This window comes from Yersinia aldovae 670-83, from assembly GCF_000834395.1.
GTDB lineage: Bacteria > Pseudomonadota > Gammaproteobacteria > Enterobacterales > Enterobacteriaceae > Yersinia > Yersinia aldovae.
On record NZ_CP009781.1, the window covers coordinates 1,143,419 to 1,165,456 of the forward strand.

Sequence of the window (22,038 nt, forward strand, 5' to 3'; positions counted from 1 at the left end):
CGGATTTTCAGTGACGGATCAGAAAGGATAAAGCGCTGTCATGGTTTCGGCAATCGCCACGCCGACATCCTTCAGGCGGCACATGGTCGCACTCTCATCCTTGCAGTGAACAAACAGGCAAGGCTCCCCTTCCCAATCAATAATCGCCGAATCCACTTGAATCTCTTGTAGCGAAAGATTGAGCCGCTGCATGATAATCTGTGCATTATTACCGTCGTGACTGAGTAGTTTCAGCCCCATTAAGTCATTGGTATCATCTATCGCGGCCAACGGAATCGGCTCAACTTTGACGCCGATAAACCCAGATAACCAACGGTAACTTTGCGGCAGACGATGTACCACCGAAAGTTGGATATTATTCACGTGTCTTTCCTAGTCAAAAATAAAAATTCAAAAGTTACAAAAACACCACAAGGCTCACACTCACTAAAGTTATAGTCGCTAAGTTATCATTGTGCTCGGTTCATATCTTATCAAAACACAACATTCATAACATTTTAGAAACTTATATCTAACAAATATTTTCACACGCCCTTTTTGAGCATTTTTCAGCCAAAATGCAGCGACTGAATCTGTAGCTTTGGGATTTAGATCCCATTTTTCGTTATATTTAACCCTTTATCGCGCTCATCTCAACCATTTTTATTGCAAATCCATTACCTAACTCATGTCATTATTTTACATTTGAGGAACAAACACACAAGGAAAGAACGGAGTATTATCACCATAATTAATTGATAAATAACTACATTAGTGATCATTAGTCACAATTTAATTGGCATGAATAATAACGAAAAATCAGGTAATAAAACCGTCTATTTTTTTATATCATTACGCGAAAGTTAACAATATGGTGTCAAATACAACTATGCAATAAATAATAATAAACATGATTACTATATTGATGAAACTCAATATTTGCGCTCTTTTCAGGTGCAATTCGGGCGATATCACCCTCGAAAATAAGGATAAATAAGTATTATGAAGGGATTAATAAGGAGGGAAAAAGGAAGGCAATACTCGGTGCTGAAAGGAAACAAAGAGGGAGGGAGAACCTGTCCCCTTCCCCGCATTGTGCGTTCAGCATCGACCATTCTAAAAAAGTAGCACTTTTACGACGTGGCACCCTTCGCCGGGCGGCTGGCGTAGAGATACAGTAACATCGCGGCAATAATACAAAATGCCATTGAGCTGACCATCGGCCAGGCGCTGCGCGACGGTGCCATCGAGAGTAACGTCCCGACCACCGCGCCAATCCCAAAGCGTAAGGTGCCCGCCAGAGAAGATGCAGTGCCTGCCATGTGCGGGAAATCATCCAAAATCACCGCCATCGCATTGGAGGTTATCATGGCGATACAGCCAACATAAGCCGCCACCCCCAGCACCAATGCCCAGAACCCCATGCCAGTGGCACACACCACCAGTAACCAAATTCCCATGACAAACTGCACGGTCATACCAAAACGGAACATCTTCAGCGCACCAAACCGGCGAACATTACGGGTATTAATCACCGTCATCAGGAACAAGAAGACGATATTCAGCGCAAAATAGTAACCAAAATGCTGTGGTGAAACCCCGTTTAACTCGATATAAACGAATGGGCCAGCGCTGAGGAATGAGAACATACCGGCAAAGGAGAAGCCACTGGCGAGCATATAACTCAATACCCGCTTGTGGCGGAACAACGCGCCAAAATTGCCAATCGTGGTGCGCAAATGAAACTTCTGCCGTTTCTCTTTCGGCAAGGTTTCTTTAATAAACAACGCCACCAATACTGCCCCAACCAGCGCAGCACCCGCCATACTCCAGAAGATAGCGTGCCAACTAAACCACACCAACAACGCACCACCGATAATCGGTGCCAGCAGCGGGGCAATCGTCATCACCAAGACCACAAAAGACATCATGCGAGAAAATTCATCTTTGGTGAACATATCTCGCATCAATGCATTGATCACCACACTCGCAGCAGCAGCCGACAAACCATGCAAGAAACGTAAGTTAATCAATTGTTCGATTGATTGCGCCATTGCACAAGCCATACCCGCAAGAGCAAAAGTCAGCGTCCCCCAGAAGATGACCGGCTTACGCCCGATGCTGTCCGCCATTGGGCCATAAAACATCTGCCCAATGGCAAATCCTAGCACATAGGCGCTCAGTGTCATTTGAACGCTGCCACTCTCTACGCCAAACTCTTGGGCAATGATAGGCATACTCGGCAAATACATATCAATCGCCAGCGGCATCAACATCGATAGCAGGCCAAGAATAAAGATAAAGCCAATGTGGGATGTCCGGTTCTTCTCTTGCACTCACTTCACTCCTTCAATACCTTGCCCTGCAAAGCAGGCTGATAAGATGCCTTAACGCCACAGCAGAAAACCCGTTACAGCAGATGTGGCGCGCCTACGCTGGCAATCTCTTCTTCGGTCAACGGACGGTACTCACCGGGTGCCAAATCATCATCAAGTTTGATCTCGCCGATTCGCTCACGGTGCAGTTCCAATACCCGGTTGCCCACGGCCGCAAACATCCGTTTTACCTGATGATAGCGCCCCTCGCTAAGAGTCAAACGTACCAACTGCGGCTCAATAACCTCAAGCCGAGCCGGTTTGGTCAGAGATTCTTCATTGTGTAACTGCACACCATCAGTAAACTGTTGAGCAGTATCGTCAGCCAGTGGGTGCTCGAGCGTCACCAGATAGGTTTTTTCACAATGATGACGCGGAGAGGTGATCCGGTGCGACCACTGACCATCATCCGTCATCAGTACCAGCCCGGTGGTATCAATATCTAACCGACCGGCAGCGTGGAGTTTGTACGCCACTGGCTCATCCAAAAAATAGAGCACAGTAGGATGGTCCGGGTCTTCCGTTGAGCACACATAACCCTGCGGTTTGTTCAGCATAAAGTAACGTGGGCCAACCGTTTGTTGTAATGGGTTACCATCAAATCTCACGTCTTGCTCTGGTGTCAGCTTAATGGCACCACTTTTGACCACCTCACCATCAATGGTTACACGTTTAGCCCGCAGCTCGCGCGCGACTAACGCCCGGCTGACACCTAGTTGCTGAGATAAAAACTTGTCCAATCGCATTGAATCTACTTTGCCTGTAATAAAATCGTACCGCTGACGGGCACCATAGCCGCAATCACACCTGCCAACGACGGCAAAATGTTAATAGTACGGTGTGAAATGAATGAAGCAGTAAAGTTGTATAGGAGGAAATCATTTGCTGCCTAACCTACCAGACTGATCAGTATAGCGGTGGTTGCCGCATCATCCTAGGAACAGTTAGTTAAAATGCGGTTATTGGGAAACACGCGCTCCTCTTCTCAGTTGAAATTGCAGCATTAAGGCGCTCGCGCCATCGCCCTCAGGCAGGCATAATAATAGAAAGTTTTTAGCCATAAAGAGAGATAAATATCACTCCTCTGGCACAGGAAATTGTTGCAAATGGTGAATGGATTGCAAGTGATCAATCGGTTAAATATCGCGAATGTCTTCATCTGGCAGGCCGCCTGATGGCCTTTACGTTACGTCCTTATCAACAAGAGGCTGTAGAGGCGACCCTCGCCCATTTTCGCCGCCACGCCGAACCCGCTCTGATTGTATTACCTACCGGCGCAGGCAAAAGTCTGGTGATCGCTGAACTGGCAAAATTAGCCCGTGGGCGTGTACTGGTTCTGGCCCACGTCAAAGAATTGGTAGCCCAGAATCATGCCAAATACTGCGCTTACGGCTTAGACGCCGACATCTTCGCCGCCGGGCTGCAACAACGGCAAAGCGCAGGGAAAGTGGTATTTGGCAGCGTGCAGTCCGTGGCACGTAATCTGTCACTGTTTGATAGTGCCTTTTCGCTGTTGATAATCGACGAATGCCACCGTATCAGCGATGACGACGACAGCCAGTATCAGCAAATTATTCAGCATTTACGCACCACCAATCCGCGCTTGCGCTTGCTGGGGCTAACCGCAACACCTTACCGGCTGGGCAAAGGCTGGATTTATCAATTCCACTATCACGGTATAACGCGGGGTGATGAGAAAGCCCTATTCCGTGATTGCATCTATGAATTACCCCTGCGTTATATGATTAAGCACGGCTTTCTGGTGCCACCGGAGCGGCTGGATATGCCCGTCGTGCAATATGATTTTAGCCGGCTGACCAGTAACAGTGACGGTATGTTTCGTGAAGCCGATTTAGACCGCGAACTCAAGCAACAACAACGAATTACCCCACATATTATCAGCCAGGTCATTGAATATGCTGCGAACCGCCGTGGGGTGATGATCTTTGCCGCGACGGTCGAGCACGCGAAAGAAGTGTATGGCTTGTTACCCAAGGGCGAGGCCGCGCTGGTCAGTGCCACAACCCCACCGGCCGAGCGGGATGCGCTGATAAATGCTTTTAAGCAACAACAGCTACGCTATCTGGTGAATGTGGCGGTGCTGACCACCGGTTTTGATGCGCCTCATGTGGACTTAATTGCGATTCTTCGCCCAACAGAGTCCGTCAGTTTGTATCAGCAAATCGTTGGGCGAGGGTTGCGGCTTTATCCAGGCAAAGAAGACTGCCTGATTCTGGATTACGCCGGCAACCCCCACGACCTTTTCACACCGGAGGTTGGCACCAGTAAACCCCACAGCGGCAGCCAGCCGGTACAAGTATTCTGCCCGGATTGCGGCTTCGCCAATATTTTCTGGGGGAAATGCACCGAGTCAGGCGAGATTATTGAACACTATGGTCGCCGCTGCCAGGGCTGGTTTGAGGATGATCAAGGTGCGCGAGCACAGTGTGATTACCGCTTCCGCTTTAAATCTTGTCCGCAGTGCGGCGCAGAGAATGATATTGCAGCCCGCCGCTGTCATCAGTGTCAGGCGGTGCTGGTCGATCCCGATGATATGCTCAAAGCCGCACTGAAATTAAAGGACGCACTGGTACTGCGTTGTGGTGGGATGAACCTGGAAAATGGCAATGATGCCAAAGGTGAGTGGCTGAAAATCACCTATTACGACGAGGATGGCACTAACACCAGTGAGCGTTTTCGGCTAACCACCCCCGCACAGCGCATGGCTTTTGAGCAAATCTTCTTGCGCCCACATCAACGAGCACCGGGTATTACATTGAAATGGTCAACCGCTGCTGATGTTATCGCGCAACAAGTGCTATTGCGTTACCCGGATTTTGTCGTCGCCCGCCGTCGAGGGCAATGGTGGCAAATTAGAGAAAAGATATTTGATTATCAGGGCCGTTTCCGGCGAGCCGATTCCCTTGCCTGAGCCGCATTTAGCCTGATAAATTCGCAGTTTCGTTTGCTGTCTGCCCGATATTTCGCTAGAATGTCGCCCGCTTTGCTCTGGGTTTACCCAATCAAAGCCGAGTATCGAACCTGTTGCTGGGTCGCCTGTAGCAGGGTAAATTTTCTTTAAGAGAAAACAAAATGACCACTATCAATGTAGAAGTACGTAACGACCAGGGTAAGGGTGCGAGCCGCCGCCTGCGTGCAGCAAATAAATTTCCGGCAATCATTTACGGTGGTTCAGAAGCAGCAATCTCTATTGCTCTTGACCATGACACCACCAAGAACCTTGAATTGAAACCGGGCTTTTATGATTCCGTACTGACTCTGGTTGTTGACGGTAAAGAAACCAAAGTTAAAGTACAAGCTGTTCAGCGTCACGCTTTCAAGCCAAAACTGACTCATATCGACTTCGTTCGCGTTTAATCGCGTCGCTTTCGATATTCGGGACGCCGAAATAAAAAACGCCGCATCAGCGGCGTTTTTTATTGGCTATTCAAACGGTTATGGCTTGCCTGAATTGCGCTGTAACTGATCACGCAAATTCGGGGGCGTGCCTCTGATAGTCAGCGTATCAGTCGCTGCATCCCAGAAAATCCGCTCACCCAATAACAACGCATCAAAATTGATACTCAACCCACCGCCACTGCCAGCAAATTTGGTCAATTGACGCAACGTACCGCGATCCGCCGGAAAACGCTCTTCCAATGCATAACCCTGCTCAACTGAGAATTGCTGAAAATCTTTTTCGCCCAACTTTGGCAACTCTTGCGCAAGCTCCTGCAAGGCAATTTCTTCACCGGCCTGCAACTGCTCATTGCAATAGCTATAAACCTGCTGGCGATATGCCTGACGTTCATTTTTGCCAAGTTCAGCATCCGCGCAGTAATCATCAACCGCCTGCAATAAACCACGGTTTTGCGCTTTGGTGTCCAGACCCTCACTTGCGGCCAGAAAATCCATAAAGAAATCAGATACTTTTCGCCCTACCCGCCCTTTAAGGAAAGTCAGGTAACGGGTGGACTCCGGGTTATTTTCCCATTCAGTTAAATCGATACGAGCCACAATATCAGCGCGATTGATATCGAGATAATGGGTGGAACTCAGATCAAGCTGTTCATTCACTCGCATACTGTTGCAACTGCTCAACACCGAGATCAGTAAATACTCTACCGCCAGATAACGGTACTGACAGAACAGCACCACACCGCCTTCGGCAAATGGGTATTTGGCTAACTCATCGCGCAAACGCCCGGTTGCAGCACGGCTAAAGCTGAGGAAATCTTCATCACCCTTACGGCTTCGCTTCAGCGCATCAGCCAGCTCACTTTGCTCATTAAACAACCCATAGGCTTTGCTTTTGGCGCTGTAAACGCGGTGCAACTCGGCCATCATTTCTTCAACGACAGCATTGGCAGGTAACAGAGAATCGCGCAACACCACATCAAGCGTTTGTTCATCACGTTTGATAAGCTGATGTAAGGCTATCTGGTCAATATCCAGACTCATGATAAATACTCCTTTTGGCTAGGGCCGTATTCAATCACTGATGCCTGAGAGCTGCAACCCAAAAGCTATCTCGGCCCTCAATTAATGGCTAATGATTCTTAATGCTATAAAATAGCGGAAAAGCGCGTCTCTATACGGTAAGATATGGGACTTTGTTAGATGTTGAGCACAATTTTTATGCCACAATCATCCCGTTATAGTGACGAACACGTTGAAAAATTGCTGTCTGAATTAGTCAGCGTGTTGGAAAAAAACCGTACCCCAACCGATCTTTCTTTGATGGTGTTGGGAAATATGGTAACAAATCTGATCAATACCAGCATTGCCCCAGCGCAACGCAAAGTATTGGCACGTTCTTTCGCTGAAGCTCTTCAGGCTTCGGTACGTGAAGATAAAGCTCATTAATTTATCGGCCAAGACTGCAATCTCAATATGGTGACAAATCGTCAGCGCTATCGTGAAAAAGTCTCCCAGATGATCAGCTGGGGGCACTGGTTCGCCTTGTTTAATATCCTGTTCAGCCTGGTGCTGGGTAGCCGCTATCTGTTTGTCTCCGATTGGCCTTCGTCGCTCGTTGGCCGTATTTATGCCTTAGTCAACTGGCTCGGGCATTTTAGTTTTATTGTTTTCGCTGCTTATTTACTGGTGATATTCCCACTAACCTTTGTGGTGATGTCGCAACGGCTACTGCGCTTTCTATCTGCCGCGTTTGCTACTGCGGGGCTAACCCTGCTCTTGGTCGATACCGAGGTTTTCACCCGTTTCCATTTGCACCTAAATCCTGTGGTGTGGGAGTTAGTGGTTAACCCGGATCAAACTGAGCTGGCACGCGACTGGCAACTGATGTTTATCGCCGTGCCGGTTATTTTTCTGGCCGAGATGCTTTTTGGCACCTGGGCCTGGCAAAAACTGCGCAGCCTCAACCGACAGCGCTTTGTTAAGCCGTTGGTTGTAGTCTTTATTTCGGCCTTTCTTGCCTCACATCTGATTTATATCTGGGCAGATGCGAATTTCTATCGCCCAATCAGTATGCAGCGCGCAAACTTACCGCTCTCATACCCAATGACCGCACGCAAATTCCTTGAAAAACATGGACTTCTCGATCAACAAGAGTATCAGCGTCGGCTGATCGAACAAGGTAATCCGGATGCTTTGGCGGTTGAATATCCGTTAAGTCCGATAACATTTAGTGATAAAGGCAGCGGTTATAACCTGTTACTCATTGTGGTTGATGGTATCCGAACCAATAGTTTGCCAAAAGACATGCCACAGTTGACTGAATTTAGCCGCTCAAATATCCAGTTTAATCGCCACTACAGCTCGGGTAACCGTCGGGATACTGGTCTGTTTGGCCTATTCTATGGCATTTCACCAACCTATTTAGATGGGATACTCTCCGCCCGAGAGCCATCTGCGTTTATTAATGCGCTGGGCGCACAGGGCTATCAGTTCGGCCTGTTCTCATCCGATGGTTTTGAGTCACCACTCTATCGTCAAGCACTGTTAGCTGACTTCACGCTACCGGCTGCGACAGAGCAAACAGACAGTGAGACCACGGCACAATGGCAACAGTGGCTGGGAAACCTTACCAGCAATGCTCCGTGGTTCTCATACATTAATCTGAGTGGTGCAGCCGAGGCACAAGACCCGGTAAGTGATAAGAAGGTGGCGCTACCTACTGACTTTATTCGTCACTATCAAGCGGGTGCAAAAGATGTGGATCAACAGATTGCCACTATTCTGGAAACGCTGAAACAACGCGGCCAGTTAGATAAAACCGTTGTTATCATCACCGCGGCTCATGGTGTTGAATTTAACGATAGTGGTGATAATAACTGGGGTGCAGGCAGTAATTTTAATCGCCAACAACTCCAGGTGCCTCTGGTCGTTCACTGGCCAGGCACGCCAGCGCAAGCAGTAAATAAGCTGACGAATCATGAAGATATCATGACCACATTGATGCAGCGCTTGTTGCATGTTAAAACTGCGCCAGAAGATTATTCCCAAGGCGAAGACCTGTTTTCCGCGACACGCAACAACAACTGGGTCGCTACCGGTGACAATGGCATGTTGGTTATCACTACGCCAACACAAACAATTGTGTTGGGCAACAACGGTGAGTACCGCACCTACGATGAGCAAGGCCATGAAATTAAAGACGAGAAGCCACAGCTCCCACTGCTGCTACAAGTTCTGACCGATGTAAAACGTTTTATTGCGAACTAGCGTAAAAAAGCGAACCTACCGCGATTAAAAAACCAGCAGTCGTTTGGCTAAGTCTTGCATTTATAACTACAAAATGTAGTATAAATGTCACTGTATCGGCATGTAGCGCAGCTTGGTAGCGCACCGTCATGGGGTGTCGGGGGTCGAAGGTTCAAATCCTTTCATGCCGACCAAAATACCTTAAGAAAACCAATCCGTTAGGGTTGGTTTTTTTATTTGTAAGATCTGACTGGTGTGGCTGTGGTGTGAAACAACCGCTGGCTCACCAAGCAAGAATGGGATGAATAGGCCGGACAATTAAGCCCGGGTTTTTATTATTCCGGCGCTACCGGCCAATCAATATCAGGCGCTGTCGATGTGTCATTCAGTCGCCCCATTGCCGCCTTTCCGGGCCATTGTGTGCCTGTAATCTGACAATCTCACCACCCTGCCCGCGTTGCCCCTTTCTAGCTGCCTTCATAGTGCCATCCTATTTTCAGAATTTTGCTCGCCCTAATTGTTTGGAGTAATCATCCAAATCCAATATTCTTGGTCGGGAATTAATGTGGTAATAACAAGGAAAAGTTATGGATACGTTTGAGCAGGTGAGTGGCTATTATTTCAAAGGAATGGATAATCTATCTAAAGGTGAATTAGCTTTTTGGGTTGTTGTTGATGAAGTAGAGAAGAAATTCAGCGGAATAGATCTCGTTGCTTTTGCTTTTATTCTTGGGGGGTTGAACATAATCCCTGTTCCAGGTAAGCCAAGCACCGCTACACCCGGAACCAGCATATTATCATTGAGCCTTCGCCGCATGATCTCATACCGCCTAGACAGCCGCTGGAGATCACCCACATGGAAGACATTAATTGGTGGTGGCTGGGCAAGAACATCAAGCTTAGGTGGACTCATAGGTAGATGGACTCCTTGGGTAGGTGTAGCCATTACTGCTGGGGATATTAGTATCATCGGATTTAATAGTATTCGCCATTATAACCTCATTGTTGAAGCAAGGGATCGTTTGTAATGAATGCCGATGAAGCTGTACTACAATTCGTCAAAGATGAATTGCGTTGCCGTCAGTTACAGACAGACTCATCACTCAGTACCGGTGAACATCAAACCGTACCTGAAGATATTTATGAGTTAATGGACAAATATTCTGAAAAATTTAATGTCGATTGCAGCAAAATACACTGGAGACGTTATTTCCCCCAGGTAGTATTTCCTTTTTTACCTAACGCTATTCTATCTGAACACTTAAAATCAGACCGCCATAAACCTGAGCCGTTCACAGTTCGTATGCTTATCGAGTCCGCCAAAGCGGGCCGTTGGTTGTACGATTGAAACAGGCCGGCAATTAAGCCCGGTTTTGTATTATTCCGGCGCGACCGGCCAATCAATATCAGGCGCTGTCGATGTGTCTACCTCTTCCAGTAAATCCAGATAATCCAGCCAAGCGTTGTACTGTGCCCTCTCTGTGTCATTCAGTCGCCCCATTGCCGCCTTTCCGGGCCATTGTTTACTGTTCATGTACTCATTAGCTTCGTCAATGCGGCTTTGTTTTTCTGCCGTTGCGAAAGCAATTTGCTCGTCATGTGTCGGCGGTGGGATATCCCCCCACGCAGGCATCCCATCAACAACAACCCTGCACTTACCCAGCGGAAAAACGGTGTACTCATAAAAGAGACTATCAGGGATTTCAGTCACATCTGATAAATCCCAACCAGCCGATACATATCGCTCAAGCTGGTCTGTATCAAAAAATGAATTGTTTTTAGCACTCCACGATTTCATATTAATACCCTATCCCCAAGTAATAAAACGATGCACCCGTTGTCGTATTTGGCGCTGTACTGAAGCTACCCACGAGTACTATCAGCATAAGCATCTGAAGACGGCAATTACCACATCAAATCATCGGGTACTTTAAAATCAGCATATGGATCGTCTTCATCTTGCTCTTCCTGACTAAGTGCACTATTTAATACAATACTGTTCGCATCTCGCTGCGCAATTTTATTAGCTACGCTCGCGGGGATAATGGCGTATTCACTCTCGCCACTGTTATCAGCAACCAAGCGAGCAATGGCGAGACGGCCACTGATCAGTTGAGCTTGAGTCAGCTTATCCACAACTATTTTCTTAATTAAATTATTATCTGTGAAGTTAAAACCGATATTACCTTTTGAAATGTCGATTCTGTTCATTTCAATGAGCTGCTTCACCTGAGCTTTGTATTCTTTAGATAAAGCGGCTTGTTTTTGTTGTTCACTTAGCTGTTTATCACGCTCAAGTTGTGCTTTTTTATTTTCTTCCACCGCCTCTCTTGCCTCACGAGCCTGAACTCGTGATTTTTTAGCCGTTCTTTGGGCTTTAGCCACTTTTTTGCTGGTCACTAATCCAGCTTTTAGCATCTGCTCTTGTAAGGTGAGTTTTGTCATCTTCGTTTCTAAACCAGTTGAATAATTTGTGGGATTATACCTGTAATTTTTAAGGCTGTACCAGATTGCAGGATCTGATCACTGTGTAGCTTAACTAAAATCGGGGTGTACGAATCAACGGGGAGCCTTGGAACGGGGATAGTAATGCTCTCTGCGTCTTTATGGGTCAGTCGGATAACCAGATTCGCCAGTCGGTTTAAAATTCGGTATCATCCGCTCCCACTCTTCATCCGGGTAGCCTGATGTCTAAGATTATCGATACCTTTATTGCCCCGCCGTGCCATGACAAGATCGAGAATCTCTATCAGGACGATCACCTGCTAGTTATCAATAAACCCACTGGGCTACTTAGCCTCTCAGGGAAAAATCCGCAAAATCTGGATTCGGTACACCATCGACTGGTACAGATATTCCCCAGTTGTACCCTGGTCCACCGCCTCGATTTCGGTACTTCCGGGCTGATGGTGATTGCCCGCAATAAGGCTATCAATGCCGCTCTCTGCCAACAGTTCAGCCAACGCACCGTGACTAAAGTGTACAGCGCACTGCTCTGCGGACATCTGGATGACAACGAAGGGGTGATAGATGCAGCTATTGCTAAAGACCCGGTACTGTTCCCGCTGATGTCGATTTGTGCAATCCACGGCAAGCCAGCTCGTTCCTACTATCGGGTCGTTGAGCGCTTTTATCATAAATTGGAAGACGGGACATTACTGCCATTGACGCGGGTACAGCTAACCCCGGAAACCGGGCGCACTCATCAACTCCGTATCCACTGTCAGCAGTTGGGCCACCCTATTTTGGGCTGTGACCTGTATGGTGGCCGTCTGCTGCCTGGTACCGAACAGACTCCGCGACTAATGCTGCACGCCAGTGAGCTGCATTTTGTTCATCCCATTAGCGAAGAGTGGATCAAAGCCCATAATGCCAGCCCGTTCTGAAAAGAATCCTATAAAGCAATACGGGTCAAGTCTGACGTCAAACAGATAACTGTGACTAATGCCGCCGCCTTTGCAACAGTGCTAAATGAACCCATCAGTAACTTTAGCCCTCAGGCATCAGCTTTCCCGAAGGCATGATTATCCTGGTTGATCCAGAAAAAGAGCCGATGCCAGGAAACTTTGTGATTGCCAAACCCACGGACGATAACGAGGCGACATTTAAGAAATTAATCGTTGATGCTGAAATTAAGTATTTGAAACCATTGAATCCGGCATACCGTTTGATTGAATGGTAACTGCAAGATACTCAGCGTCGTAGTTGACGCTCGTGGGTTACAGATAGATTCGCCACACACCTCTATTACTGTGCAATGTGATTGCAGAAAAAATAACTAAATTGCGCTTATAAACAGTCAGATAGCTTTCCATACTGAAATAACCGCCAGTGATTAAACCATAAAATCACCTACGGTTATTTAAATTTCGCTAAAATCCCGTGCTGACCCCCTTACATTCCATTTCTTTTGTTAAAACAACTTAAAACACGGTTGTTTGCCACCCACGATAACTGTATATTAATACAGTACTTACTTATCAGGAAAAAGCCATGCGAGTTGAATTGATTTATGACAAACGGAATGTTGCCGGCCTTGCCAATGCGGGCGAAATGATTAAGGCAGAGTTGACTAAACGCGTGCACCGAGTCTTTCCAAATGCAGAGGTTAAAGTTAAAGCGATGCAAGCCAACGGCATCAATACCGACGCCAATAAACAAGAAAAATCAGTGCTTAATCGTTTAGTTGAAGAGATGTTTGATGAAGCTGATGAATGGCTCGTCAATGTGTTTAACAGTTAGCAGTATGGCATCAGGTTCCGGACAAATACGCCAGGCCAATACCATGAAGAAAATTGTCAGCAGCGTGTGTGATGTCGCCACCATGATGTCGGAGATAACCAACGCGGCGATGAATAAATACGGGGCATACATGAGATCAATAGTACTGTTGCGTAGCTGGATACAATGGTGCAGCAAAATATCGCACTGATGCAAAAGCCAACTACTGCGTCTGCCGCATTACAGGCTCAAGCAACTGATTTAACTGAAACCGTAGGCTAATTCAGGAGCGAATCTATCCGTCAAATCATAGAGTTTTGTGTCAGCGGGAGAAGCCAACTCGCTGAAACACCCCTACTCCAATAATATCCGAGCACCAATCTTGAGCGGGGTAAACTTATCTGATGCTACCCCTGCGTCACTCAGTGCCTGTTTAAGTTGTTGCGGCGGCTCATCCAGAGATTCATCTGCCAGTTCAAATACCCCCCAATGGATCGGCACTGTCATCGGTTGCTGTAATTGCAGGAACAGTTGGACCGACTGTTGCGGATCCATATGCTGGGCATTCATAAACCAGCGCGGAGCGTAAGCGCCAATCGGCAGCGCGGCGTAATTGAATGGCCCTAACCTCTCACCGATAGTAAGCAGTTGCTGACAATAACCGGTGTCTCCGGTGAAATAGAAGTTAATCTCATCACGTTTTACCACCCAACCAGACCACAGACTTTGATTACGATCCCAAGGTGTACGCATACTCCAGTGGCGGGCAGGTACGCAGTGAAACTCAAAATCAGCGGCAACATGCTTATCCCACCAATCCAATTCATAGATATGACTGGCTCCAACCTGTAATAACCAATTTTTTAATCCCAAAGGAGCCAGAAAGACGATATCGGGAAAGCGGCGCAACAATTGGATAATGGTCGTAGCATCCAAATGGTCATAGTGGTTATGTGAAATCACCACCACATCAATATTGGGTAATTGTAAAACATCAGCGGACACCGGTGTTTTACGCGCTGGCCCGTAAAAATTAAGGGGGGAAGCACGCCTGGAAAGCACCGGATCAAATAGCACCGCCTGCCCGTTAATCCGTAATAATAGCGAAGCGTGGCCCAACCACCATAAGGCATCTTGCTCACCACTGAAATCAGCTTCTTGCCACCAATCGGCAATAAACTGCGGGTAACCCTGCTGAGGCGGTTTTGGTAATGACTGACGTTTTCTCTCCTCGCGCCAGCGTTTCAAATCTTGCGGATGATGAACAACAGGTTCGATATTCTGAAATCCAAACTCGGTATGGTGTGGCTTACTGACATCATAATAGGGGTTTTTCTTCACTATTTTGTATCCTTTATGGCCCTGCCAACATTATTTATGGGTGATGCCCACAGCCACTCACTCTGTATAGTGGTGGTTCACATTATGAATGACTCTCTCGCTACCCATGATGAAATTTCAAACTGCCGATATTAGCCGTTACTTGCCCATCACCCGTACTGACCTCACTCAGTGCGGTTTCTATTGTATTAAACAAATTGTATCAATCAACAATTGCCTTAAAGCATGATAGCCCTGACGGCCCAACCAACATTTCCCACAATGTAAATTATTTGTCAGCCAGAAGATTTCCGCATGTATTATTTAATTATCCGATTACTATAAGCTCACGCTTCCTATTTTATTTTTTTGAACATGGATAAACGATTGCTGAAACATCTCCCTGCCCCGCTGCTGGCCGCCGCGTTGCTCACGATCCCCTTGCACAGCCATGCCAATACTGAACTTCTGACCTCACAAGTTGTTGATCAATATGCTGAACATATTTTCTATAACAGTGGTGCTATGGGGATGGCGCTGGTTGTTATTGATAATAATCAAGTGGTCAATCGTAGTTTTGGTGAAACCAAGCCCGGTAACAATCTTCGCCCACGACCAGATTCTCTGATCCGCATTGCCTCGATTACCAAGCTGATGACCAGTGAGGTCATGGTAAAGTTGGCCGACGATGGCACAGTTAAATTAACTGACCCGCTAATGAAATACGCGCCGAAGGGTGCCAGAGTACCGTCTTATAATGCTAAGCAGCCGATTACTCTGCTAAATCTGGCCAGCCACACCAGTGGGTTGCCGCGCGAGCAACCCGGTGGCCCACAAAAAAGACCGGTATTTACCTGGCCGACCACGGATAACCGGTGGCAATGGCTTAAGCAGGCGAATGTCACCGTTCCACCAGGGGTTAGAGCCGCTTATTCAAATCTGGCTTACGACTTACTGGCGGATGCGTTGTCACGGGCATCCGGCAAGTCATATTCCAGCCTGCTGCGTGATAAAATCACCGCGCCGCTGGGAATGAAAAATACCACCCTCACCCCAACTGCGGAGCAATGTAACCGCCTGATGATCGGTGTTGGCAGCAGCCGTTGTGAAAACACACTCGCCGCGGCGGGGAGTGGCGGGATTTACTCGACACCTGAGGATATGCAACGTTGGATGCAGCAATTCTTATCTTCCGATAACCGCGCACGTAAAAACTCGGCCAAACGTGAACAAACGATGTACTTTCAGCGGCGTGATTTGACCTCGCTGAAAGGGATGGATGTTGCCGGTCAGGCCGATGCGCTGGGGCTGGGCTGGGTTTATATGGCCCCCGCGGCTGAATTACCGGGCATTATGCAAAAAACCGGCGGTGGTGGCGGCTTTATTACCTATATGGCAATGATTCCGGAGAAGAATATTGGTGTTTTTGTGGTGGTAACCCGCACACAATTGACTAAGTTCACCAACATGAGTGACGGCGTGAACAAATTAGTGGCTGAATTAGCAAAGAATGATTGATATCGCAGGACGGCAGTGTAAAAACTGCCACTGTGGTAGCTTGAGCGCAGAAATGCAAAAACCCGTTATCTTATTCAGATAACGGGTTTTTTAATTGGTGCCGGCACCAAGAGTCGAACTCGGGACCTACTGATTACAAGTCAGTTGCTCTACCAACTGAGCTATGCCGGCGTAATTCTTTGGAAAGTCACTTCATTTCCTTGGCGCGCAATATAGTATAACTCAGAACAAACAATCAAGCGGTATCAACAAATTATTTGCATTTCGCTTCATAAAACAACAGATTGTCGAATAATTAAGCGTCGGAATGCACAAAAACAGACTGCCGTTACCAATCGATACCCTTTTGCGCCTTAATTCCGCTATCAAAGGCATGTTTAACAGGCCGCAGCTCACTAACAGTATCGGCAAGATCAATAATATCGCGATGACACGCCCGCCCGGTAATAACCACACTTTGACTCTTCGGCCGGTTTTTTAGTGCGACAATCACTTCATCTAACGCTAAATAGCCGTAAGCGACCATATAAGTCAGCTCATCCAACACGACAAGCTCGTAAGATGGGTCCGATAACATCCGGCAACCCTGTTCCCACACCCGTTTTGCCGCCAAGGTATCCGCCGCTTTATCTTGTGTATCCCAGGTAAAACCGGTCGCCATAATATGAAACGCTACCCCGTGGCGTTCCAACAGGTTGCGCTCACCGCTTTCCCATGTTCCTTTAATAAACTGTATTACACCTACCCGCATCCCATGCCCTACGGCTCGGGTTGCTGTGCCAAAAGCTGCCGTAGTTTTCCCTTTGCCATTACCGGTAAATATCATAATGATGCCACCGGTTTGGGTCGCATCTGCAACGCGTGTTTTTACGTGATCTTTAATGCGTTGCTGTCGCTGTTGATACCGTTTTTCGTGCACAGTGAAACCCTCATAAAAAAACTACTGCTGACAGCCAGCACATGTTTTCATCTGAATCTGGTCAAAAAATGAGTTACCTTTGTCATCCACTAAAATAAAAGCGGGAAAATTTACCACTTCCATTTTCCACACTGCCTCCATTCCTAACTCTGGATACTCGATACATTCCAGACTTTTGATGTACTCCTGCGCCAAAATAGCTGCTGAGCCGCCAATACTGCCCAAATAGAATCCACCATGTTTGTGACACGCTTTCGTAACCTGTTGGCTGCGATTGCCTTTTGCCAACATAATTAAGCTGCCACCCTGGGATTGGAAGAGGTCCACATAAGAGTCCATATGCCCACCCGTTGTTGGCCCCATTGAACCTGACACAAATTCGTCTGGTGTCTTTGCTGGCCCAGCATAATAAACAGGGTGATCTTTCATGTATTGCGGTAATGCCTCCCCCCGCTCTAAACACTCTTTTAATTTGGCATGAACAATATCCCGCGCCACAATCAGCGGGCCACTAAGTGATACGCGCGTGGACACTGGATGGCGAGAAAGCTGTCGGCGGATTTCATCCATCGGCTGGTTAAGGTCAATATTAATCACCTTACCTTCATTATTCACTCGCAGATGTTGGGGGATATATTGCTCAGGATGGCGTTCTAATTTTTCAAGCCAGATACCTGCTTTATTAATTTTGGCTTTAATATTGCGGTCAGATGAACATGAAATAGCCATACCTATCGGGCAAGAACCCCCGTGGCGTGGTAAACGAATAACCCGAACATCGTGAGCGAAATATTTCCCACCAAACTGAGCACCTAAACCAAACTCACGAGAAGCCTGTAGTAACGCGTTTTCGAGTGCTATATCACGAAATGCCTGACCGTATTCGTTACCCTCAGTTGGCAGATTGTCATAATATTTAGTTGAAGCCAGTTTAGCTGTCTTCAGTGTTAATTCTGCGGAGGTTCCGCCAATGACAAACGCAATGTGATAAGGAGGACACGCTGCCGTTCCTAACCCTCTCATTTTCTCGATTAAAAAGGCTTTGAGCTTTTTGGGTTCCAAAACCGCTTTTGTCTCCTGATACAGTGCAGCTTTATTTGCTGAACCACCGCCTTTATTCACAAACAGGAAGCAATATTGCATTCCGGGGGTTGCAAAAATATCTATTTGGCCGGGAAGATTGGTGCCGGTATTCACTTCGGTATACATATCTAGTGCTGCATTTTGTGAATAGCGCAAATTATCGTGACGGAAGGTGTTATAGATGCCACGAGATAAGGCTTGTGCATCATCGCTATCGGTCCAAACGCGTTGACCTTTTTTCGCCACAACAGTGGATGTGCCGGTATCCTGACAATTAGGCAAGATGCCTCTAGCTGAAATCTCGGCATTACGTAATAGCTGAAGTGCGACATATTTATCATTTTCGCTGGCCTGTGGATCATGCAAAATAGCGGCGACTTGCTGTTGATGCGCTGGGCGCAGGAAAAATGAAGCATCATGAAAAGCTTGCTGTGACACCAATGTCAGCGCTTCAGGGGCAACTTTTAGTACTTCTTTACCTTCAATTTCAATCGTAGAAACATACTTATCCGTTAATAGATAATACTCAGTTTCATCTTCTGAAAGCGGAAATAGCTCTTGGTAAAAAAAGTCATTTTTATACATTATACTCACTCGATTAGTGAAATGATAAATAGCAAGCAGGACTCACCCATCAATTAAGTTGAAAATGGTCTATAGCATATCTTTCAGTATGCCAGATGAGTTACCATATCATTATTGATGGGAGGAAATAAAAAGCAACTGTTCTCTCTGCAACATATAATGCTTATTGGTTAATAAGCCTCTGACAATATAGCCTAAAACAAAATAAGCTCTATTATTAATAATAAAATTACAAGTAATCGCTTCAGCAGTCAGTTAACCCATGTCCTTTTTAGTTCTTCTTCTTTCGACTTTTCATGAACCCAACGACTAAACTTTTGCAAACTCCTTAATCCTCTTTTACCGTCCTTATATGTCAGAACAAAATGGTTTCCAGTGCTCATCGGCAAATCACAAGGAATGACCATATCACCATTTTCCAAATCCTTGTGGATAGCAAAGCGTGGTAATAACGCGACACCAAGGTTGGAACGCACAGCCGAAATCAGCATTGATAAAAGATCAAAACGTGGCCCCATCCGCACCTTTGGATTATTAACACCTGATAACGCAAACCAATCGTACCAGGAATCCAGGCGGGTTGTTTGATGAAGCAAAGTAAATTCATCCATCAATTGTTCCGCGCGCATCACGTCTTTATCATCACGCCACAACATGCGGCTGCAAACAGGAACCAGTTCTTCTTCAAATAGATGCTCGTTCTCTGCCCAAGGACTACTAAAGTCCTCGCGCATAATCGCTGCATCATATTTTAGGTTCAAAAAGTCAGCCGGCGTGGTAAGTGCAATTAAATTGAGCACAATTTCCGGGTGGTTTTCATGAAAGTTACTGAGATTGGGAATAAGCCAGTGTGTACTAAACGTAGGTGTCACCGCCAGTTCCAGAACTTGTTGTGTTGACTGATAAGACATAATACTTTGCGTATCTTTTTCCAGTTGCTCAAGGGTATCTCTAACCAAACCAAGGTAATAACGGCCTGCGTCATTAAGGAAGATCCGCTTACGAACATGATGGAATAATGACACATTAAGAAGATCTTCCAGTGCCGTAATCTGACGAAAAACAGCACTTTGTGTTAACGCTAACTTCTCCGCCGCTCTGGTATAGCTTTCATATTGTGCGACCGCTTCAAATGTCACTAATAAGTCTGTTTTTGGAATTTTGCACCGCATTGTCACTCACCCATTATTTCATAAAAGCATTGATTAGATAGCCTGCTATAGCGGGATGTTTATATTAGAAAGTAATGACGGCTTAAATTTGTTTTTTAACATACAGATTTTTATTTATATAGACATAGCTCGCAGCCATTTTTGTGATATACCTCATAATTATCAATAACAAATGTAATATTAAAGGTTAGAATTAGAATAATGAATAAAAACGTAATTAATGACAATGCAAAAAAATAAAATAAAATAACAAATTTCAAACTAAAATTGAACATTATATATACTGAAGAGTTCATTCCGTAAAATGATTAAATAATGGGAGCGAGGTCAAGTATCTAATTATTTTATTGATGGATAATCATGAACCGCCTGAGTCACGCGTTATTTATATAATAATTCCCTGGTAATTAACGTTAAAACCATATGCCATATCAGCTATAAAGGTTGTTCTCATGAGTATAGGAAAAGTGTTGTTAGTGGGCGCAGGTCCAGGAGATGCATCATTAATCACGGTAAAAGGCTTACTTGCCATTCGTGAAGCCCAAGTTCTCGTTCATGACCGCCTGGTTAATCTTGAGCTAATTTTTCAAGCGCCACCAAATTGCCAGATTATTAACGTCGGAAAAACCTCAAACCACCATCCCGTGCCGCAGGAACAGATAAATCAGATCTTGATAGACCATGCCTTAGCCGGCAAAAATGTGGTGCGCCTTAAAGGTGGTGATCCTTACGTATTTGGCCGTGGCGGTGAAGAGGCTGAAAGCCTTTCACGCTATCAAATCCCTTTTGAAGTGGTTCCCGGTATCAGTTCTTCTATTGGCGGGTTGGCCTATGCAGGTATTCCCGTAACCCATCGCAACTATGCTTCCAGCTTTCATGTGATCACCGGACATATGTGCCAAGGAAACGAACCACAAAACTGGGATGTACTGGCCCAGTTGGAAGGCACACTGATAGTTCTGATGGGCATGACACGGCAAGAAGAGATCTGCCAGTTGTTGATCAAAGGAGGAAAATCACCTGATACGCCAGCCGCTGCGGTGATGTATGCCAGCCGTCAGCAACAAGAAATGGCCAAAGGAACACTCAGTACACTAAAAGATGAAATCGCACGAAAAAAACTGCACGCTCCGGCACTGCTGGTCATTGGCAGTGTCGTTAATCTCAGTGATATTCTGGCTTTTACCTCTCACCCAATCGATATCAATCACGAACCACTGTTGCAGGCAATATAATGTGTTGTCAGCGGAAAGTTTGTTATAAGGATGCCTCTCATGGCTGAAGCATGGTGCCCGGCCTCCTGTGGCGAATTGCTCCAAGGGTGGATTTTAGGTGGAGAAAAACTGATCTCCTGCCCGATTAACTGGTACAGCAAAGTTTTAGTGATAGAAGGAAAACCCGGTAAATGTGAGCGGCCCCGAATGCGCCACATGGTGAAGCAAATATTAGTTCATTTTGGCGAGTCACCGTTGCTGGCAGAGCATATCTGCATCAAGTTTGAATCAACCATTCCGGTGGCAAAAGGATTAGCCAGTAGTACCGCGGATATTGCCGCAACAGCTGTCGCCACGGCCCGATTATTAGGGCATTCGCTGAGCGATAAAACACTGGCCAAGCTTTGCGTGGTGCTTGAACCCACCGACAGCACCATATTTAAACACCTCACCCTGTTTGATCACCAAACGGCACAAACTCAGATCCCATTTCCCTGGTTACCTGATATCGACATTGTGCTGCTTGAAAGCCCTAAGCCATTGTTGACAGAAGAATTCCATAAACGATATCGCCACTTATCACTGCTGAACCAAGCCCCCACGTTGGCAAAAGCGATGCAACAGTTTAGATTGGCGAATGAAAGACGTTGCTGCTATAGACTTGGAGAAGCAACGACCTTAAGTGCTATCGCCAGTGAGTCAGACCTGCCTAAACCACAATTTCATCAATTGTTAGATATCGTCGAAGATTGTGGAATTTATGGATTGAATGTGGCCCATAGTGGTAGTGTTATTGGGTTGCTGTTTAACCGACGTCAACATGATCTGGATTATCTGCTTCACGTTTTGCACCGAAAAAAGTTATTTAAATACTATCCGCAGATGCATTTACTCAAAATGATCGCGGGCGGAGTACGTTAATAAATACGTGGTCACCCACATAATTAAGAGTGAGTGTTACGCACATTTATTTTAAAAATACGCAA

21 protein-coding genes, 2 tRNA genes and 2 pseudogenes are annotated in these 22,038 nt (G+C 46.3%); 14 read left to right on the plus strand and 11 right to left on the minus strand.

Annotation, left to right across the window (positions count from 1 at the left end):
• Positions 1–18: 18 nt before the first annotated feature.
• The 3 genes from AT01_RS05275 to rsuA all read right to left on the minus strand — a co-directional run bounded on the left by AT01_RS05275 (position 19) and on the right by rsuA (position 3,100).
• On the minus strand, positions 19–363 hold the full coding sequence (locus tag AT01_RS05275; RefSeq protein ID WP_004700546.1) for a YejG family protein: 345 nt from the start codon (positions 361–363) through the stop codon (positions 19–21).
• Between the two features lie 749 nt (positions 364–1,112).
• On the minus strand, positions 1,113–2,255 hold the full coding sequence (locus AT01_RS05280) for a Bcr/CflA family multidrug efflux MFS transporter (protein WP_231583170.1): 1,143 nt from the start codon (positions 2,253–2,255) through the stop codon (positions 1,113–1,115).
• Between the two features lie 134 nt (positions 2,256–2,389).
• Positions 2,390–3,100 carry a 16S rRNA pseudouridine(516) synthase RsuA gene (gene rsuA / locus AT01_RS05285; protein WP_004700543.1) on the minus strand — a complete coding sequence of 237 codons (711 nt, stop codon included), beginning with the start codon at positions 3,098–3,100 and terminating at the stop codon, positions 2,390–2,392.
• Between the two features lie 428 nt (positions 3,101–3,528).
• On the opposite strand from rsuA, the gene AT01_RS05290 reads away from it, so the two are divergent.
• Together AT01_RS05290 and rplY are read left to right on the plus strand one after the other, a co-directional pair.
• Complete coding sequence (locus AT01_RS05290; RefSeq protein WP_042546364.1) at positions 3,529–5,286, plus strand: DEAD/DEAH box helicase; 1,758 nt, start codon at positions 3,529–3,531, stop codon at positions 5,284–5,286.
• Between the two features lie 161 nt (positions 5,287–5,447).
• Positions 5,448–5,732, plus strand: coding sequence for a 50S ribosomal protein L25 (gene rplY / locus AT01_RS05295; protein ID WP_004700538.1), 285 nt, complete (start codon positions 5,448–5,450; stop codon positions 5,730–5,732).
• Positions 5,733–5,810: 78 nt separating this feature from the next.
• On the opposite strand, the gene yejK is transcribed toward rplY, so the two are convergent.
• Positions 5,811–6,815 (minus strand): nucleoid-associated protein YejK, encoded by a 1,005-nt coding sequence (gene yejK, locus AT01_RS05300; RefSeq protein ID WP_042546365.1) that lies wholly within the window; start codon positions 6,813–6,815, stop codon positions 5,811–5,813.
• A 177-nt stretch (positions 6,816–6,992) separates the two neighbouring features.
• On the opposite strand from yejK, the gene AT01_RS05305 reads away from it, so the two are divergent.
• From AT01_RS05305 to AT01_RS05325, 5 genes are all read left to right on the plus strand, one after another.
• A complete protein-coding gene (locus tag AT01_RS05305) occupies positions 6,993–7,220 on the plus strand; it encodes a YejL family protein (RefSeq protein ID WP_004700534.1) in 228 nt (75 codons plus the stop codon).
• Between the two features lie 27 nt (positions 7,221–7,247).
• Entirely contained in the window at positions 7,248–9,041 is a 1,794-nt protein-coding gene (gene yejM, locus AT01_RS05310; RefSeq protein ID WP_042546366.1) for an LPS biosynthesis-modulating metalloenzyme YejM, read from the plus strand.
• A gap of 96 nt (positions 9,042–9,137) precedes the next feature.
• Positions 9,138–9,214 (plus strand) — tRNA-Pro (locus AT01_RS05315).
• Positions 9,215–9,607: 393 nt separating this feature from the next.
• Entirely contained in the window at positions 9,608–10,048 is a 441-nt protein-coding gene (locus AT01_RS05320) for an STM2901 family protein (protein WP_042546367.1), read from the plus strand.
• Positions 10,048–10,368 carry a DUF1493 family protein gene (locus tag AT01_RS05325; protein WP_042546368.1) on the plus strand — a complete coding sequence of 107 codons (321 nt, stop codon included), beginning with the start codon at positions 10,048–10,050 and terminating at the stop codon, positions 10,366–10,368. Before AT01_RS05320 ends, AT01_RS05325 begins: the two co-directional genes overlap by 1 nt.
• Before the next feature lie 30 nt (positions 10,369–10,398).
• On the opposite strand, the gene AT01_RS05330 is transcribed toward AT01_RS05325, so the two are convergent.
• Together AT01_RS05330 and AT01_RS05335 are read right to left on the minus strand one after the other, a co-directional pair.
• On the minus strand, positions 10,399–10,824 hold the full coding sequence (locus AT01_RS05330) for a tail fiber assembly protein (protein ID WP_042546369.1): 426 nt from the start codon (positions 10,822–10,824) through the stop codon (positions 10,399–10,401).
• 101 nt (positions 10,825–10,925) lie between these two features.
• A complete protein-coding gene (locus AT01_RS05335; RefSeq protein ID WP_042546370.1) occupies positions 10,926–11,465 on the minus strand; it encodes a DUF2058 domain-containing protein in 540 nt (179 codons plus the stop codon).
• Positions 11,466–11,707: 242 nt separating this feature from the next.
• Between AT01_RS05335 and AT01_RS05340 the strand changes: the two genes are divergently transcribed.
• From AT01_RS05340 to AT01_RS20585, 4 genes and pseudogenes are all read left to right on the plus strand, one after another.
• Positions 11,708–12,406, plus strand: coding sequence for an RluA family pseudouridine synthase (locus tag AT01_RS05340; RefSeq protein ID WP_042546371.1), 699 nt, complete (start codon positions 11,708–11,710; stop codon positions 12,404–12,406).
• Between the two features lie 107 nt (positions 12,407–12,513).
• Positions 12,514–12,802, plus strand: a pseudogene (locus AT01_RS05345) (LexA family protein); the annotation flags it as partial.
• A 211-nt stretch (positions 12,803–13,013) separates the two neighbouring features.
• Positions 13,014–13,262, plus strand: a complete 249-nt coding sequence (locus AT01_RS05350; protein WP_004700520.1) for a DinI-like family protein — start codon at positions 13,014–13,016, stop codon at positions 13,260–13,262.
• A pseudogene (locus AT01_RS20585) lies at positions 13,255–13,523 on the plus strand (methyl-accepting chemotaxis protein); the annotation flags it as partial. The gene AT01_RS05350 and the pseudogene AT01_RS20585, both read left to right, overlap by 8 nt.
• Positions 13,524–13,595: 72 nt before the next feature.
• On the opposite strand, the gene AT01_RS05355 reads toward AT01_RS20585, so the two are convergent.
• Positions 13,596–14,585 (minus strand): MBL fold metallo-hydrolase, encoded by a 990-nt coding sequence (locus AT01_RS05355; protein WP_042546372.1) that lies wholly within the window; start codon positions 14,583–14,585, stop codon positions 13,596–13,598.
• A 351-nt stretch (positions 14,586–14,936) separates the two neighbouring features.
• Between AT01_RS05355 and ampH the strand changes: the two genes are divergently transcribed.
• A complete protein-coding gene (ampH, locus tag AT01_RS05360; protein WP_042546373.1) occupies positions 14,937–16,079 on the plus strand; it encodes a D-alanyl-D-alanine-carboxypeptidase/endopeptidase AmpH in 1,143 nt (380 codons plus the stop codon).
• 95 nt (positions 16,080–16,174) lie between these two features.
• On the opposite strand, the gene AT01_RS05365 is transcribed toward ampH, so the two are convergent.
• The 4 genes from AT01_RS05365 to AT01_RS05380 form a co-directional block, all read right to left on the minus strand.
• Positions 16,175–16,250 (minus strand) — tRNA-Thr (locus AT01_RS05365).
• 157 nt (positions 16,251–16,407) lie between these two features.
• Positions 16,408–16,998, minus strand: coding sequence for a cob(I)yrinic acid a,c-diamide adenosyltransferase (cobO, locus tag AT01_RS05370; RefSeq protein ID WP_042546374.1), 591 nt, complete (start codon positions 16,996–16,998; stop codon positions 16,408–16,410).
• 21 nt (positions 16,999–17,019) lie between these two features.
• Positions 17,020–18,666, minus strand: a complete 1,647-nt coding sequence (locus tag AT01_RS05375) for a fumarate hydratase (protein ID WP_042546375.1) — start codon at positions 18,664–18,666, stop codon at positions 17,020–17,022.
• Between the two features lie 251 nt (positions 18,667–18,917).
• Positions 18,918–19,838 (minus strand): LysR substrate-binding domain-containing protein, encoded by a 921-nt coding sequence (locus tag AT01_RS05380; protein ID WP_042546376.1) that lies wholly within the window; start codon positions 19,836–19,838, stop codon positions 18,918–18,920.
• A 452-nt stretch (positions 19,839–20,290) separates the two neighbouring features.
• On the opposite strand from AT01_RS05380, the gene cobA reads away from it, so the two are divergent.
• Together cobA and AT01_RS05395 are read left to right on the plus strand one after the other, a co-directional pair.
• Complete coding sequence (gene cobA / locus AT01_RS05390; protein WP_004700506.1) at positions 20,291–21,073, plus strand: uroporphyrinogen-III C-methyltransferase; 783 nt, start codon at positions 20,291–20,293, stop codon at positions 21,071–21,073.
• A 39-nt stretch (positions 21,074–21,112) separates the two neighbouring features.
• A complete protein-coding gene (locus tag AT01_RS05395) occupies positions 21,113–21,973 on the plus strand; it encodes a GHMP family kinase ATP-binding protein (protein ID WP_004700504.1) in 861 nt (286 codons plus the stop codon).
• Positions 21,974–22,038 lie beyond the last annotated feature (65 nt).

Excerpts from the sequence above, each read along its gene's own strand:
- AT01_RS05350 (WP_004700520.1), top strand. The coding sequence starts at position 13,014 with ATGCGAGTTGAATTGATTTATGACAAACGGAATGTTGCCGGCCTTGCC.
- AT01_RS05305 (WP_004700534.1), top strand. The coding sequence starts at position 6,993 with ATGCCACAATCATCCCGTTATAGTGACGAACACGTTGAAAAATTGCTG.
- AT01_RS05395 (WP_004700504.1), top strand. The coding sequence starts at position 21,113 with ATGGCTGAAGCATGGTGCCCGGCCTCCTGTGGCGAATTGCTCCAAGGG.
- AT01_RS05375 (WP_042546375.1), bottom strand. The coding sequence starts at position 18,666 with ATGTATAAAAATGACTTTTTTTACCAAGAGCTATTTCCGCTTTCAGAA.
- AT01_RS05340 (WP_042546371.1), top strand. The coding sequence starts at position 11,708 with ATGTCTAAGATTATCGATACCTTTATTGCCCCGCCGTGCCATGACAAG.
- AT01_RS05335 (WP_042546370.1), bottom strand. The coding sequence starts at position 11,465 with ATGACAAAACTCACCTTACAAGAGCAGATGCTAAAAGCTGGATTAGTG.
- cobA (WP_004700506.1), top strand. The coding sequence starts at position 20,291 with ATGAGTATAGGAAAAGTGTTGTTAGTGGGCGCAGGTCCAGGAGATGCA.
- ampH (WP_042546373.1), top strand. The coding sequence starts at position 14,937 with ATGGATAAACGATTGCTGAAACATCTCCCTGCCCCGCTGCTGGCCGCC.
- AT01_RS05320 (WP_042546367.1), top strand. The coding sequence starts at position 9,608 with ATGGATACGTTTGAGCAGGTGAGTGGCTATTATTTCAAAGGAATGGAT.
- rplY (WP_004700538.1), top strand. The coding sequence starts at position 5,448 with ATGACCACTATCAATGTAGAAGTACGTAACGACCAGGGTAAGGGTGCG.
- yejK (WP_042546365.1), bottom strand. The coding sequence starts at position 6,815 with ATGAGTCTGGATATTGACCAGATAGCCTTACATCAGCTTATCAAACGT.
- AT01_RS05380 (WP_042546376.1), bottom strand. The coding sequence starts at position 19,838 with ATGCGGTGCAAAATTCCAAAAACAGACTTATTAGTGACATTTGAAGCG.
- AT01_RS05325 (WP_042546368.1), top strand. The coding sequence starts at position 10,048 with ATGAATGCCGATGAAGCTGTACTACAATTCGTCAAAGATGAATTGCGT.
- AT01_RS05290 (WP_042546364.1), top strand. The coding sequence starts at position 3,529 with ATGGCCTTTACGTTACGTCCTTATCAACAAGAGGCTGTAGAGGCGACC.
- AT01_RS05280 (WP_231583170.1), bottom strand. The coding sequence starts at position 2,255 with ATGTTGATGCCGCTGGCGATTGATATGTATTTGCCGAGTATGCCTATC.
- yejM (WP_042546366.1), top strand. The coding sequence starts at position 7,248 with ATGGTGACAAATCGTCAGCGCTATCGTGAAAAAGTCTCCCAGATGATC.
- rsuA (WP_004700543.1), bottom strand. The coding sequence starts at position 3,100 with ATGCGATTGGACAAGTTTTTATCTCAGCAACTAGGTGTCAGCCGGGCG.